11 protein-coding genes are annotated in these 14676 nt (G+C 70.3%); 9 read left to right on the top strand and 2 right to left on the bottom strand.

The genetic code is table 11. The features are described from left to right. Positions 1–650 precede the first annotated feature (650 nt). From POL72_RS51940 to POL72_RS34320, 4 genes are read left to right on the top strand one after another with little or no spacing between them, the layout of a single operon-like run. Complete coding sequence (locus POL72_RS51940; RefSeq protein WP_373372276.1) at positions 651–812, top strand: hypothetical protein; 162 nt, start codon at positions 651–653, stop codon at positions 810–812. Next, entirely contained in the window at positions 809–1435 is a 627-nt protein-coding gene (locus POL72_RS34330; protein WP_272101007.1) for an RNA polymerase sigma factor, read from the top strand. Before POL72_RS51940 ends, POL72_RS34330 begins: the two co-directional genes overlap by 4 nt. Beyond that, positions 1428–2342: a hypothetical protein gene (locus POL72_RS34325; RefSeq protein WP_272101006.1), complete on the top strand. Its 915-nt coding sequence runs from the start codon at positions 1428–1430 to the stop codon at positions 2340–2342. The genes POL72_RS34330 and POL72_RS34325 overlap by 8 nt, the downstream gene beginning before the upstream one ends. A 9-nt stretch (positions 2343–2351) precedes the next feature. Then, entirely contained in the window at positions 2352–3371 is a 1020-nt protein-coding gene (locus tag POL72_RS34320) for a hypothetical protein (RefSeq protein WP_272101005.1), read from the top strand. Between the two features lie 3 nt (positions 3372–3374). Here POL72_RS34320 and POL72_RS34315 read toward each other — a convergent pair whose 3' ends face one another. Further along, the gene (locus tag POL72_RS34315) at positions 3375–4211 is read right to left on the bottom strand and encodes a LamG domain-containing protein (RefSeq protein WP_272101796.1); all 837 of its coding nucleotides are present in this window, start codon (positions 4209–4211) and stop codon (positions 3375–3377) included. Positions 4212–4562: 351 nt separating this feature from the next. Between POL72_RS34315 and POL72_RS34310 the strand changes: the two genes are divergently transcribed. The 3 genes from POL72_RS34310 (at position 4563) to POL72_RS34300 (ending at position 10029) form a co-directional block, all read left to right on the top strand. After that, positions 4563–6017, top strand: coding sequence for a DUF1592 domain-containing protein (locus POL72_RS34310; RefSeq protein ID WP_272101004.1), 1455 nt, complete (start codon positions 4563–4565; stop codon positions 6015–6017). A 342-nt stretch (positions 6018–6359) separates the two neighbouring features. Then, the gene (locus POL72_RS34305; protein ID WP_272101003.1) at positions 6360–7646 is read left to right on the top strand and encodes a DUF1552 domain-containing protein; all 1287 of its coding nucleotides are present in this window, start codon (positions 6360–6362) and stop codon (positions 7644–7646) included. A 79-nt stretch (positions 7647–7725) separates the two neighbouring features. Continuing rightward, positions 7726–10029, top strand: a complete 2304-nt coding sequence (locus POL72_RS34300; protein ID WP_272101002.1) for a di-heme oxidoredictase family protein — start codon at positions 7726–7728, stop codon at positions 10027–10029. 140 nt (positions 10030–10169) lie between these two features. On the opposite strand, the gene POL72_RS34295 is transcribed toward POL72_RS34300, so the two are convergent. Next, entirely contained in the window at positions 10170–10955 is a 786-nt protein-coding gene (locus tag POL72_RS34295; protein ID WP_272101001.1) for an SDR family NAD(P)-dependent oxidoreductase, read from the bottom strand. A 1088-nt stretch (positions 10956–12043) separates the two neighbouring features. Here POL72_RS34295 and POL72_RS34290 point away from each other — a divergent pair. Further along, positions 12044–13045 (top strand): Vgb family protein, encoded by a 1002-nt coding sequence (locus POL72_RS34290; protein ID WP_272101000.1) that lies wholly within the window; start codon positions 12044–12046, stop codon positions 13043–13045. Positions 13046–13202: 157 nt separating this feature from the next. Next, complete coding sequence (locus POL72_RS34285; protein ID WP_272100999.1) at positions 13203–14327, top strand: type 2 periplasmic-binding domain-containing protein; 1125 nt, start codon at positions 13203–13205, stop codon at positions 14325–14327. Positions 14328–14676: the final 349 nt, after the last annotated feature.

Here is a 14676-nt window from a genome sequence, read left to right as displayed (position 1 = left end):
GGAGTCGGCGCTGGCGCGGGTTGCACCGGAGTCGGCGCTGGCGCTGGCTGCACCGGGGTCGGCGCAGGCGCGGGCGCGGGCGCGGGCGCTGGCTGCACCGGGGTCGGCGCAGGAGACGGCGGCGGTGCTGGCTGCGCGGAGGCAGACGGGAGCGGCTCCGGAGGAGGAGGCGGAGGGAGGGGAGCGTCGCCCTGGGTCAAGGCCGTCGCCGAGACCGCCAGCGGAACGGTGAGCGCCGCGAGCGCGGCAAGCCAGCGAGGGGGTGTCATCCGATCTTCCTCGGCGCACTCCTCGCGGCCGTCAAGCGCCCGGAGGTGCGCGCTGTCGGCCGCGGTGCGCCGCAGCGGATGATCCGCCCGCGAGCCGTGGAGCGCCAGCCCATCGACGACCGCCCGATGCACGTCGCCCCCCGTCCCTCCACTTTCCTTCACGGAACGCGGCGGCACCGGTCACCAGCCCCTCGACCCATGCGCCGAGCTCGCCAAGCCCTCCTCTGCGGTATCAGCCCCCTGCTCGGGATCCTCTTCTCCGTGGCTTGCGTCGAGGAAACGCTCCCCTCAGCCGCGACCGGGAGCGGCAACACTGGAAATATCCAAGAGACGAGCGGCGTTCGGTCGCTCGAAGCGCAGGCGGCGTATATGCGAGAAGCGGTGCCTCTCCTCGAATCGGACCCCGACGTCTTCCGGTACGCCTGGTTCTCCGGGCGGACCGACGCGATCCCCCACGTGGACCTGCTCGGCGCGCGCGGTGAGCTCATCACGCTCGGCGAGCTCTGCGTCTCGCTGCCCCACGAGGAGGAGCGCAGCTCGTGACGGCCCGCGCGGCGGTCGCTCCGTCGACGCCTCCGCCGGCCGGCGCGGTGCCCGCCGTCCCGGCGGCCGGCGTGCAGGCCGCGCCGCTCGACTTCGCCGACGTCTACGAGGAGATGTTCCCCTTCGTCTGGCGGACCGTGCGCCGGCTCGGCGTGGACGCCTCGGCGCACGAGGACGTGTGCCAGGAGGTGTTCGTCGTCGTGCACCGGCGGCTCCCGGAGTTCCTGGGCCGCTCGTCGCTGAAGACGTGGGTCTTCGGCATCGTCGTGAACGTCGTGCAGACGCACCGGAGATCGCTGCGCCGCAAGAGCCCCGCCCACCGCGGGACAGGAGAGACCGTGGATCCCGAGCTGCTCGCGGGGCCGAGCAGCCTCAGCCCCTACGAGGCCATGACGAGGGCGGAGGCCGCGCGCGTCGCGCACGAGCTGCTCTCGTCGCTCGACGAGGAGAAGCGCGTGGTGCTCCTCCTCGCCGAGCTGGAAGAGATGCCGGCGGCGGAGATCGCGCGGGGCATCGGGGTGAACGTCAACACCGTCTATGCGCGGCTGAGGGCCGCTCGACAGGCGTTTTCCGACGCGGTGCACCGCCACCACGCCAGGATCCGAGGAGGCCGCAATGGATGAGCTGCGGGCCGGGGAGCGAGCGCTCCTGAACGCCCTTCGTGACGAGGACGAGCCGACCGACGACGACAGACGTCGGATGCGCGCGGCCGTGTGGGCGAGGCTCGGCCTCGCAGGGACGGCGGCCACGGCCACGGCCGTCGCCGCGAGCGCCGAGAGCGCCGCGGGCGCCGGAGCCGCCGGCTCGGCGAGCGCCGGCGCGGCTGCGCACGCCGTCGGTCCCGCCGCCGCGAGCATGGCCGCGGGCGCGAGCACCGCGGTCGCCAAAGGCGCGGCCATCACGCTGCTCGGCGCCCCGATGAAGATCGGGCTGGCGGCGCTCGTCGTGGGCCTCGCGACGGGGGCCGCGCTCTACTTCCCAACCTTGTCGACACCGGGCGAGGCGCCCGATACGCAACGCGCGCTGGAAGCAGCGACGGGCGCGGCCGAGGCGCCCCGAGCGGAGCGCGCCGCCGCGCCCTCCAGCGCCCAGGGCGACGAGACGCCTGCGCCCACCGAGGCGAGCGCCGCCGCCAAGGCCGACGGCCCCGACAAGGCCAGCGCCCCCGCCGAGGCCAGCGCCGCGCCCGCGGTCGCTGCAGCGCGCGCGATCGCGCCGCGCACGCCGCGGACGGCGGCCGCCGCGAGGCAGGGCTCCGAGGGGCTCGACGCGGAGATCGCGCTGCTCCGCGACGCGCAGCAGGCGCTGCAGGCGGGCCAGTTCGCGCAGGCGCTCTCGAAGCTCGACGAGCACGCCAGCCGGTACCCGAGGGGCGTGCTCTCGACCGAGCGCGAGGCGTCGCGCGCGATCGCGCTCTGCCGCTCCGGCCGCGCGTCGTCCGGCAGGGCGATCGCGGCGAGGCTGCTCGCGAAGAGCCCGGGCTCGCCGCTCGCGACGCGCGTGCGCGCCGCGTGCGGACAGGAGGAGTAGAGTGCGCGGGTGCACGTCTCAAGGTGGGCGCAGGCGCCGTCGATCCTGCCGGCGCTGATCGTCGCGGCAGGGCTCCTGCCCGCGCGCGCGCTCGCGGCGCACGCCGAGCCGCGCACCATCGATCTCCGCTGGGAAGCGCCCGAGGGGTGCCCGCCGGTCGACGAGGTCCGGAGCGAGATCGCCCGGCTGCTGGGGACGTCGGAGCAGCGCCAGCCGATCGAGGTCGAGATCGCGATCGCTCGCGAGCGCGACGAGCGCCTCCGGCTCGACCTGCGCATCCGCGCGCCGGCGCCGGGCGAGCGGGTGATCCATGGCGACGACTGCGCATCCATGTCGCGGGCAGCGGCGCTGATCGTCGCGATGTCGATCGATCCCGACGCTGTCGCGCGGAGCGCTGCCGCGCAGCCCGCGCCACCCCAGGCGATCGCCGCCCCCGCCGCCAGCGCGCCGCGCCCGCCGTCTCCCGCGCCGCGCCGCCCACCTCCCGCGGCGGCGCGGCCGTCCGCTGCGAACGAGCGCGACGTGGAGGGAGCGCTCTGGGTGAGCGCGCAGCTCGAGCAGGCGCTCGTCCCGACGATCGGCGTCGGGCTCGCCGCAGGCGGCGGGATCCGCAGCGGCTGGTTCCGCGCGGACGGCGCGGCCGGCGTGGTGCCGTCGAGCTCGAGCCACATCGCGGGGCAGGCTGCAGGCGCCGAGTTCCGGCTCTGGTTCCTCGAGGTCGACGCGTGCGCGCTCCCGCTCGAGGGCCCCGTCCGCGTCTACGTCTGCGCGCTCGGCCGCCAGCACTGGCTCCGCTCCAGGGGGCGGGACGTCGATGAGCCATTCACCCTCACGACGCCGATCTTCGCAGCCGGGCTCGGCGCGCTGCTCGAATGGCGCATCGCCGCTCCCGTGAGCGTCGAGGGCGCGCTGCACGCCGTCGTCCCGCTGAGGCGGCCCCGCTTCGTCGTCGAGAACCTCGACGGCATCGTTTACCGCCCCCCGGCCGCAGGCCTCAGCGCGCGCCTCGGTCTCGCGCTGGCCTTCTGAGCCTCAGGGCAGCTCCGGGCCCGCGCGCCACGCGGCCTCGATCGCGCAGCCGGCCAGCGCCCCGCGGTAGAGGCGCAGCTCGTCGTAACGCCCTCCGAAATACGGATCCTGATCGAAGTGGGACCGCCCGAGCCAGTTGTTCGCGTCCTGGATGGCCGAGAGCGGAAAGCCGACCGGCGTGCTGCCGAGGAGCGCACCGTCGAGGTAAAGCGCCAGGGTCCCCGCCGCGCCGTCGAAGACCGCGGCGAGCTGATGGATCTCGGCGTCATCGAGCGTGGGCTCGGTGGTGACCTGCACCTGACCCGCGGCGCCGCTGTCGCTCGCGAGCGCGGCGATACCCGGCGGATCGAAGCCCGTCGAGGGGGTGATGACCAGGTAGGACCGCCCAACGCTCGCGTCGCCCTCGACGGGATCCTCACCCGTGCTGCCGATGCCGAAGTCGACGACGCGCAGGTACGCCCCTCCGCCGTTGCGGGCAACCCAGACCATGACGGTCACGTCGCTCAACCCCGTGAGGAGACCCGCGGGCAGATCGACGTAGTCGTCCTCTCCGTCGAGGGTGAGCACCCCTCCGCCGTCGAGGCTCGCGCCGCCGAAGATCTCGCCGTCGGCGCCGCCGACCGTATCGGCGACGACCTCCCCCACCCCGTCGAACGAGTACCGATGAGCCAGCGACGGCAGCGCATCGCAGGGGGCCGCGCCGCTGCCCCCTTCGCCGCCGCTGCCCGCCTCGCCGCCGCTGCCCGCCTCACCGCCGCTCGGCGCCCCACCACCACGCCCCCCTTCCCCGCTGCCACTACCACCTTCCCCGCCGCCGCCCACAGTCGACGCCGGAGTCATACGACCCACCGCAATCTCCACATCTGCCCCACATCCGGATAAGCCGAGGAGCAGCGCCATCATCGTAGTCTTCCGCGCGCACGACACGGGCTGATCCTAGCGCGGGCGTGCGGTCGATTCGATCACGAAAGGCGCGCGCCCCGGCAACGAGGGGGAGAGTGCTGATTCCACACGCGGGAGCCGACCATGATGTGCCGACTTGACCGAGTGTTCGCAAGTCCCTGGCTCGTCGCCGGGGGATGTCTCTTGAGCATCTCGTGCACTGGCATCCTCGGAGCCGACGACGCTCCGGGACCGGGGCTGGAACCGGGAGACGACGCCGCCGCGCCGGGCGGGATGCCTTTGCACCACATGACAGCATCGGAGTACAACAACACGGTCGCCCACCTCCTGGGCACGCGCCTGCGGCCGGCGGACGGATTCCCGGCCTCCGGCGCGAAGGGCTTCGACGCGAACGCCAGCGCGCTCTCGAGCCTCTCGCAGGTCCTCGTCCAGGGGTACTACGACGCCGCCAAGAAGCTGGCGGCCGAGGCGTTCTCGAACGAGGCGCAGCGCGCCCGGATCCTCGTATGCGACCCGGCGGAGGGCGCGGATGACGGGTGCGCGCGCGAGATCATCGAGCGCTTCGGGCTGCGCGCCTTCCGGCGCCCGCTCGAGGCGGCGGAGGTCGACCGGTACGCGGCGCAGTACGCCGACGCGCGCACCACCCTCGAGATGTCCCCCGTCGAGGCGGTGCAGCACGTCGTCCGGACCCTGCTGACGTCGCCCAATTTCTTCCTGCGGATCGAGGTCGGCCCCGACTCGAAGCGATCGCCGGGCGCCCTCGGCGGCCACGAGATCGCGTCGCGCCTCTCGTACCTCCTCTGGAGCTCGCTCCCGGACGAGGAGCTCTTCGACGCCGCAGAGAGCGACGAGCTGGCCACCGAGGACGAGCTCCGGCAGCAGGTGGACCGCATGCTGTCCGACCCGAAGAGCGCCGCGTTCTTCCAGAACTTCTTCGGGCAGTGGCTCGGGACACGCACGCTCCCGAGCCACACCGTCGACACGACGCTGTTCCCGGGCTGGAACGACGAGGTGAAGGGCGCGATGATCGAGCAGGCCAACGCCTATTTCACCGGCTTCACGACCGGCGAGCGGCCGTGGTCCGAGTTCCTGACGGCGCCCCACCCGGAGAGCCCGCTGCTCGCGCCGCTCTACGCGAACGACCCCGAGGCCGGGCGCGGCGGGTTCCTGACGCTCCCCGCGTTCCTCACGCTGTCTTCCCGCGCCGAACGGACCTCCCCCACGTCCCGCGCGAAGACGATCCTGGCGCAGCTCTACTGCGCCGACCTGGCCCCTCCCGCCGGCGTGGATATCCCGGAGCTCGAGGCCGCGGGAGGCGACTCGGGCCCCGTCGACAACGTCCGCAAGAAGCTCGAGAAGCACCGCGAGTCGCCCGACTGCGCGGGCTGTCACGATCTCCTCGATCCCATCGGGCTGAGCCTCGAGAACTTCGATCCGATCGGCGCCTACCGGACCGAGTACCCGAACGGCGACGCTGTCGACGCGACAGGCAAGTACGGGAGCGCGGAGTTCCAGGACATCTCGGGCCTCATCCCGGAGCTCCAGAAGGACCCCCAGCTGGGGATCTGCCCCTCCGAGCAGCTCTTCACCTATGCGTTGCGCCGGCGCCCGAGCGGCGGCGACAGGGACACGCTCAAGGAGATCGCCGCGCGCTGGGAGAAGGGGACGATCGCGGATCTGGTGAAGCAGGTGGTGACCAGCGACGCGTTCCGCCTCCGCGCGGCGAAGGTCGGGGCGAAGTGAAGCCGCAGGCGTTGTTTCCTCACGGAACCAGGCACGAAGGAGCGATGCGCACATGAAACGCGGAATGACACGCAGGAACCTGTTGCGCGGCGCGGGCGTCTGCCTGGCGCTGCCGTTTCTCGAGAGCCTCGCCCCGCGCGGGGCGCGCGCCGGGGAGCCCGGCACGCCGAAGCGCTTCTTGCTCTGCACGTTCCCGAACGGGGCGCCCCACCACTGGTGGGAGACGGCGCCCGCGTTCGGGAAGACGCTGAAGGGCGCCGATTTCAAGCTGCCGAGGGTGCTCGAGCACTTCGCGCCGGTGAAATCGAAGATGCTCATGATAAGCCGCCTCGGCAACCACACGTGGAGCAAGGGCAGAACGCGTTCCTCGAGCCGTCCCACTCGCGCTGCATGGCCGCGCTGTCGACCTGCGTGGACGCCGATGAGCTGGGGAGGGCCGCCGGGCAGGACCTCGGCGAGTGGGTGGGCAACGGCGTCTCGGTCGACCAGCTCATCGTGCAGAAGGCAGGCCCGGAGCAGGCGACCCGCATCCCGTCGCTGCAGACGGGGCTCGGGGTGAAGCCCGGCTTCTTCGACGGGCGCAGCTACGCCTACAATCAGGCCGTCTCCTGGAAGAGCCCGCGCGAGCCCCTGAAGCGCTCGGTCAACCCGAAGGCGGTGTTCGACGCGCTCATCAACGCGGGTGCCGCGAGCGCGCCTTCGGTGCCAGGACAGACCGACGAGCAGGCCAGGATCGAGGCGGAGCGCCGCGCGGCGACCGAGAAGAGCGTGATCGACGCCGTGCTCGCGGACGCGAACTCGCTCATGCGCAAGGTCGGCTCGGACGATCGCAAGGTCGTCCAGCAGTACCTGGACGCCCTGCGAGAGACAGAGAAGAACGTGACCCGCATCCAGTCGACGATGACCCCGTCGAGCCTGGGCTGCAGCCCGATCGGCGAGCCCGGAGTCGTCCCCGAGCCGCCGGGCCAGCAGGAGGGGCTCAACGAGAACGACAGCACGGAGGCCGGCGAGTACAAACACGACGATCACGCGAACGTCATGATCGATCTCATCGTCATGGCGATTCAATGCGACGTGACGCGCGTGATAACCCACATGCTCGACGACGCGCGCTCGGAGTTCGAGTACCGGTGCATCCCGGCCGACGTCCGCGCGAAGGTGGGCCTCGAGTACAGGGAGGGCAGCAGCCTCCATTATCACGCCTGCCAGCACGGCCCCGGCAACCTGGGCGCAACGGACGAGGGCGGCCGCTACGCGGTCGTCGAGGAGAGCAATCTCGATTTCGCGGCGATCAACTGCTGGCTCGGCCAGAAGACGGCGCAGCTCGCGCAGCGGCTCGACGCGATCCCCGAGGGGGACGGGACGGTGCTCGATCACTCCGTGATGGTCTACATGAGCGAGATGCGTACGCACGACCACGACGCGTATGATCTGCCCATCGTCCTCCTTGGCGGCGACGGCGTCTTCCTGAACGACGCGCACGTCGCGTATGGCCCCCTCGGCCAGGATCGCCAGCTCCGCGATCTGTGGTTCACCCTCATGAACCAGTACTACAACCTCGGCGTCGCGTCGTTCGGCGAGGATCGCCGCGGCGTGCCGAACGCGCTTCTCGAGGAGATCCTGCGGTAGCTCTGCGGGTCACGGTCTCGATAGATGGGCTCACACCGGAGGTCGAAAAGCGATGTTCGAAAGCCGCTCACGTCGGTTGGTGTCCGGGGGTCTCCATGTCGTGCTCGGGCTGCTCGCGACCTGCGCAGCAGAGCTCGGGTGCTCGAGCGACCTGTCGCCCGCGTCTCCCGCGCCGGAGTCGCCCTCGCCGGAGTCGCCCTCGCCGGGCGACGGGGGCGGCCCGCCGGGCGAACCGCCCTGCGTGGAGACGAGCGACGGGCCAGCGCTGCCGCAGGCGTTCGCGCTGAACTGCGGCGGGTGCCATAGCGCGCACGGCAAGCCGGCCGGCGGGTTCCCCGATCTGTTTGCCTTCGACGGCACCCTGGAGGAGTTCACGGCGCAGGTGCGCACGGGGAAGACGCGCATGCCGGCCTTCGGCGAGCAGCAGATCGCGACGGCCGACATCGAGGCGATCTACGCTTATTTCTCTACGGGAGCGCCGCCCGCGCCGGCCTGCGACGGCGGCCAGGTCGATCCCGGCGAGTGCTCCGGCGTGGACGGCGCCATCTCGCCGCTGTTCCCCGCGGCAACGGAGGGCAGGCCGATCACCACGATGGCTGCCGATGGGACGATCACGCTCGAGGCCGCGGGGCGCGTGCGCGGACGCCACGAGAAAGAGGAAGAGTTCAGCCCCTACCAGCCGCGCTATTTCGAGAACCGGAGCTACAAGTTCATCGTCGAGGACACGATCCCGGCGGGCGGCAGCACCATCAAGTTCACCTGGCTCCCCAAGGCCAACGCATCCAACAACCAGACCATCAATTTTCGCTGTTGGTACTCGGGCGAGGGCAACGTGTTCGACTCGAACAACGGCATGGAGCGCATCACGAGCACCCACTGGGAGTTCGTCGTGGATCGCAACGCCCGGGAGAGCAGGGAGATCCGCGAGGGAGACCTGCTCGAGTTCGAGTTCGGGGTGTTCCTTGACGCGGGCACCGTCGAGGGGAGGACGAGCTATTACAGCGACACGTTCCGCTACCGCGTCGGCAGCGGCGAGCTGACGCCGTTCAACGAGGCGAACGAAGTGGCCCTGTCGGGCGGCGACGGGACGATACCGTACATCTACGAGGAGCCTCATCTCTATTACGAACAGATGGCGCTCAACATCCAGGAGAGCTCGATCCAGCCCTTCCTCGAGGGGCGCCGCCTGTTCCATACGGACTTTGCCACCGGCGAGCACAGCGAGGGCGGTAACCCCGTCTTCGACGAGCAAGCCGGCAAGGCGGGGCCGCTCTCGAACCAGGCGGCGTGCGTGAGCTGCCACATCAACAACGGTCGCGGCGCCCCGCCCGAGCCCGGCGAGGCGATGGAGACCGCTGTCGTGAAGGTGTTCGGCGCAGGAGCGAACGCGGACGGCCGGCCCACCGCAGATCCAAGCTACGGCCGGCAGCTCCAGGACAAGGCGCAGGGCGGCGGCGCCAGCGAGGGCACGGCCACCGTGGCCTACGCCGAGGAACCCGGGCAGTTCCCCGATGGCACGCCGTACGTCCTGCGAAAGCCCACGTTCCGCTTCAACGGGCTCTCCGCAGGGCCGATCGCGAGCTACTCGGTCCGCGTTGCCCGCCCGCTCGTGGGCATGGGCCTTCTCGAGGCGATCGCGGAGGACGCGCTGCTCGAGCGCGCAGATGGGATGGATTGCAACCAGGACGGTATCTCGGGCCGTCCGAACCTGATCCCGGACCCAGTCTCGGGGGCGCTGCGAATAGGGCGCTTCGGCTGGAAGGCGAGCAAGGTGAGCGTACCGCATCAGGTCGCCGACGCGCTGGTGGCGGACATGGGCGTGACGACGAGCCTGTTCCCGGTCGAGGAGTGCGGCGAGGCGCAGACGGGTTGCCAGGGCGGCACGCGCGGAGATCCCGAGCTCTCCGACGACGATCTCGACAGGTTGGCGACCTACATGCGCATGCTGGGCGTGCCGCCGCGCCGCGACACGGCGGACCCAACCGTCCAGCGCGGTGAGGCGCTGTTCAGCCAGGCAGGGTGCGCGAGCTGCCATGTGCCCTCGATGAAGACGGGGGGCCGCCACCCGCTCGTCGAGCTGCGGGATCAGCTCATCCAGCCGTTCAGCGATCTGCTCCTGCACGACATGGGAGAAGAGCTCGCGGACACGTCGACGAGCGAGCACCTCGCGGGGCCGCGCGAGTGGCGGACGCCGCCGCTGTGGGGCATCGGGCTGCTCGAGGCCGTGAACGGCCACACCCAGCTGCTGCACGACGGCCGCGCGCGGAACGTCGTCGAGGCGATCCTGTGGCACGGCGGCGAGGCGGACGCCGCGAAGCAGCGCTTCATGGCGCTCCCGGCAGGAGATCGCGACGCGGTGGTCGCCTTCCTGCGCTCGCTCTGAGCGCTCGCCCTTCTGCCCTCGCTCCGAGCGCCCCCATTTCTGCGCTCGCTAGGAGCGCCCTCTCCCCGCCCCCGCCTTCCTTCGGCCTTCTGGGTGCTCGATCCGCTCGACGTTCCCGGCGCACAAGGGGCGGGCGCCGCTCAGAACCCCGAGCGGTGCGCCATCCGCCTCGAGAGCCAGCGCATGGGGCCGGGCGCCACGCGGGCGGCGAGGCTCGCGGTCTTCACGAACAGGCTCGTCTCCAGGACGTCGCGGCCCGCGTCGACGGCGCGCACGATCATCTCGGCGACCTCGTCCGGGCTCTGCTTCTTGTGGCCCGGCGGGCGGTAGCCGACGTTGTCGTCGGTCACGACGGCGTTCGCGTGGAACGGGGTCGCGACCGGGCCCGGCCGCACCACCAGCACGCGCACGCCGCGCGACGAGAGCTCCGCGCGGAGCGACATCGCGAGCGCCTCCAGGGCGAACTTCGACGAGGCGTACGGGCCCATGCGCGGCGCGGCGACGAGCCCCGCGATCGAGGAGACCATGACGATGGTGCCCTTCGTGGCCGCGAGGGGCTCGATCGCGAGCCGCGCGAGGTGCACGGGGGCGACGACGTTCAGCCGGTAGAGCGCCTCCAGCTCGGCGGGCTCGATCTCGATCGACGGCGTGTAGTAGCCGCGCCCGGCGTTGTTCACCAGCACGTCCAGCCGGCCGTACGCGCCGAGCGCCCGCTCGCAGAGCGCCTTGCGATCCTCCTCGACGGTCACGTCGCCGGCCACCGCGAGGGCCTCGCCGCCCGCCGCGCGCACCTCCGAGGCGACGCCCTCGAGCGCATCCCGCCCGCGCGCGCTCAGCACCACGCGCGCGCCGCGCTTCGCCCAGGAGAACGCGAGCGATCGACCGATTCCGCTGGATGCACCGGTGATGACGACGACGGGAGCCATGTCGGCGAGAGTACACGACATTCGGATCGCGAGGAGAGACTTGCTGCTGGCGGCCGCCTGCCGCGCGGCGAGGGATCGGGCAGCCGGCGCCGCGATCCCAGCCTCCCCGACCTCGCGCGCAGCTGCCTGAACGCACGACGCCTGATCTCGCGGGAGCAGCGGTATCGGACGCTGGCGTCCTACCGTTCCGGCACAGGACCGTCGCACGGCTGACAGCCCAATCGTTCTCCATCAGCGGTATCCGGCGCTGGCGCTCTACCGTTCCGGCACAGGACCGTCGCACGGCTGACAGCCGAATCGTTCTCGAATGGATCAACTCATCGATCGGGGACAACAGGAGCACGCCATCACAGGACACAGTTCGGTAATACGTAACACAAACTTCGCGCATTTCGTCACCGCGCCTACTATAGTCCGGCCCACACGAAGCCGCCGGGGGGTGGCTGGCCATCTCCCCGCATAGCGAGCTATGACGTTGGGGTCTCGATTGCATTGACGCGCCCGAATCGCGCAAATGCGCGAGCGCGTCGCCGTTGCATTCTGACGCGGGGTGACCAGCAGAGGCAGGAGTGCGGCTCGTCCGCCCTCCGTCGGACGGCAGCACCGCGGCGGCGGTTCGTGATCGTGGGGTGATCCGAATGGGTCCGGCCCTCGGCTCCATGCAGCCATGGCCGTTCAACCAACCTGTTTGGCGTGTCCGGCCGGCGAACGATCTCGGCGTTGCGTACTCATCGCGCGCCTGGCGCTGACATTCCACGTATGCGCGGAACGTAATTTCCTCCGTGACTACGTGGCTCGTTTCACGAGCAAACAGGTGCGAATCGACACAGGACGGAATCCGGTTCCGGGGAGGGAATGGGGGAAGCACCGTGTGTGCACGCAGCTCGCCAGCGCAATTCAGAACGGGGTGCGGAGCGGGATCGTAACGGGCCGCTGACGAGCGTGAGCGCGTAGAGGCAGCGAGCGAGAGCGCGCATAGCGACGCTCTCGGCGAGCACCCCTGCGCGCGGCGCAGCCGCGGTATCCACGTGTTCATGACAGCAGATCTCGCAAGACGCTCTCAACCTCAAACCCTGATAGAGAATAAAATGAAGAAGAAGTCGATTGTTGCCTTGTCGATGATGGTCGGCGCCGCCCTCGTGGCGCAGGCGGAGCCCGCGAGCGCCGGGTATTGCCCGGCGGCGTACGCGGGTGACATCACCGAGTACGCCATTCCTTCGAACGCCTCGCCGGGGAACATCACCTTTGGCCCTGACGGCCGCGTGTGGTTCACCGTGCTCTCCGGCAGCAAGATCGGGGCCGCAAAGTCCAGCGGCGCTGTGACCGAGTACCCGCTCGCGACCGGCGCGAGCCCGGTCGGCATCACCGTCGGTCCGGATGGCCGGATCTGGTTCACCGACGCAGGGAGAAACCAGATCGGGGCGATCACGAAGCACGGCGTCGTGACCGAGGTTGCGATCCCGACGAACAGCTCGAGCCCCTCCGCGATCACGCTGGGATTTGATGGGAATCTGTGGTTCACCGAGGTCCTCGGCAACAAGGTCGGACGCATCACGCCGGACGGGGTGATCACCGAGTTCGCGCTGCCGACCGCCGGCAGCCAACCGCGCGGGATCGCGGCGGGAATCGACGGAAATGTCTGGGTCGCGGAGTCGCGCGGGAACAAGATCGCGCGGATCAGCGCGTCCGGGACCGTGACCGAGTACCCGCTGCCGCCCTCGGCCGCGCGCCCCAACGCGATGACGCTCGGTCCCGACCTCAAAATCTGGTTCACCACGGCGGGCGAGATCGCGAATATCGACACCAGCGGGACCGTGACGGAGTTCGCGCTCCCCGCGCTGGGCCTCGGCGTCTCGGCCATCACGCCCGGGGTGGACGGCAATCTCTGGTTCACGGAGCAGTCCGTGGACAAGATCGTACGCATCACGACGAGCGGCGTCATGACCGAGTACGCTCTCCCGATCGCGGGCTCTCGTCCGCTCGGGCTCACGCTGGTCCCGTCGCTCCAGGGGTGCGGCTTCCTCGACCTCTGGTTCACCGAGGCGGGGGGGAGCCGCCTCGGCAAGATCCGCACGGTGACCACCCACTGAGAAGCACGCATCCGGAGAGATAGAGACTTGACCGCCTGCCGGCGAGCGCTTCGGCGGCCAGGCGGTCTTCGCTGGATTGTTGGCTTGATAGATGCGCCGTGCACCGGGATGATCCAGGTGCACACGCGCACCGTCACTCTGAACGATGGAGATGAGCATGAATACGACGGGTAAGTTGGTTCTTTCGGCGCTCTCGGTCCTCGGTCTTGCGGCGTGCGCCGTGAGCGGCACGGACGAGGCAGAGGTCCTGGGCGAGTCGCAGGAGGCGCTGATCAACGGCACGGAGTTCTACGGGTCGGACACGCTGTTCAACGCGATCACGGCCGCGATCAACCAGGCGGGGCTCAGCGCGTCCCTCGACTACCTCGGCACCGGGTCGGGCAAGGGCGAGCAGTGCCTGGAGGGCACCGGCGCCGCCCCCTGCAACACGAAGGCTCAGACGATCGCCCCGATGTCCAGGGACTTGCAGGGCTCTTGTGACAGTGGTCAGAAGAGCAATCGCATCGCGCTCGACGCTATCTACATTCTGGCGGACGACACCCAGGCCGCCACCAGCGCGACCTCGGCGAACATCAAGGGCGCGTTCTGCGGCGACGGCTCCGGGAGCCCCGCCACCTGCGCCAATTTCGACACGTGGGGCGAGCTCACCACGGGCTCGTCGAACCCCTCGAACGCGATCAAGCTGTACCGCCGCGACGACATCTCGGGCACGACCGACACGTTCAAGAGCCTCACCGGCTGCACCACGTTCTGCGCCGGCGTGAAGATCATCGTCGAGGACCTCATCGCCGGGCCGCGGCTCTCGACCGACTCCGCAGGAACCCTGGGGACGCCGAACACGTCATCGATTGTGACGTACTCGGGCGCTCCGACCGCGGCGGCGCCCTGCCTGCAGACCGATTCGGCCACCGATTGCATCGGCAAGCTCGCGGGCGCGGACATCGACGCGCTCGCCTACGCGGGCGGCGACGGGTTGCGCCCGTCGAACCCCTTCGCCAACCAGGCGTTCACCATCGACAGCAAGGCGCCGACCACGGCCAACATCCGCAAACTTATCACGGACCCGAGCAACAAGTACCCGCTCGCTCGCTTCCTGTACCTCAACGAGGGCAATGGATCTCGGGCTACAGCCGAGACGAACTTCCTGAACTGGATCATCGCGAACCCGCAGACCTTCGAGAACACCCTGACGGCCTCCGGCTTCATCGCGTGTGACCCGGGAAATCCTCTCGATTGCGGTGCCACCGGCACCACGTGCCCCCGCAACAGCAGCCTGCCGTGAGCTGATAGGCTGATGACGAAGGACGGAGCGCGCCGCGCAATCCATCGCGGTAGGCGCGCTCCGTTCGACGCACATGGCCAGCGCGGCGCGCTCGGGCACGCCCCCCGTCTCATCACCCGCCGAGCACCGTGCACCGCGAAGTCGTCCTCCAGGGACGGAACGCGCCCCCGCTGCTGCCGGATTGAAACCGCTCCGCAACACTGCCCAGCACAGGAGGTCTGAGCGGAGAGCCCTTACTTTCTATCACGGTCGAGAGGCGAGCCTGCCGCGCGTGAATCAATGGCAGAGCTATCATCTACGTCGACGTCACCGCGATAGCGTCACGGGTCCGTGACAGCCGGCATTCACG

Source organism: Sorangium aterium, assembly GCF_028368935.1.
In the GTDB taxonomy this organism is placed as follows: domain Bacteria; phylum Myxococcota_A; class Polyangia; order Polyangiales; family Polyangiaceae; genus Sorangium; species Sorangium atrum.
This window is presented reverse-complemented; position numbering and strand designations above follow the sequence as displayed.

Excerpts from the sequence above, each read along its gene's own strand:
- POL72_RS34290 (WP_272101000.1), top strand. The coding sequence starts at position 12,044 with ATGAAGAAGAAGTCGATTGTTGCCTTGTCGATGATGGTCGGCGCCGCC.
- POL72_RS34295 (WP_272101001.1), bottom strand. The coding sequence starts at position 10,955 with ATGGCTCCCGTCGTCGTCATCACCGGTGCATCCAGCGGAATCGGTCGA.
- POL72_RS34310 (WP_272101004.1), top strand. The coding sequence starts at position 4,563 with ATGACAGCATCGGAGTACAACAACACGGTCGCCCACCTCCTGGGCACG.
- POL72_RS34325 (WP_272101006.1), top strand. The coding sequence starts at position 1,428 with ATGGATGAGCTGCGGGCCGGGGAGCGAGCGCTCCTGAACGCCCTTCGT.
- POL72_RS34315 (WP_272101796.1), bottom strand. The coding sequence starts at position 4,211 with ATGACTCCGGCGTCGACTGTGGGCGGCGGCGGGGAAGGTGGTAGTGGC.
- POL72_RS34285 (WP_272100999.1), top strand. The coding sequence starts at position 13,203 with ATGAATACGACGGGTAAGTTGGTTCTTTCGGCGCTCTCGGTCCTCGGT.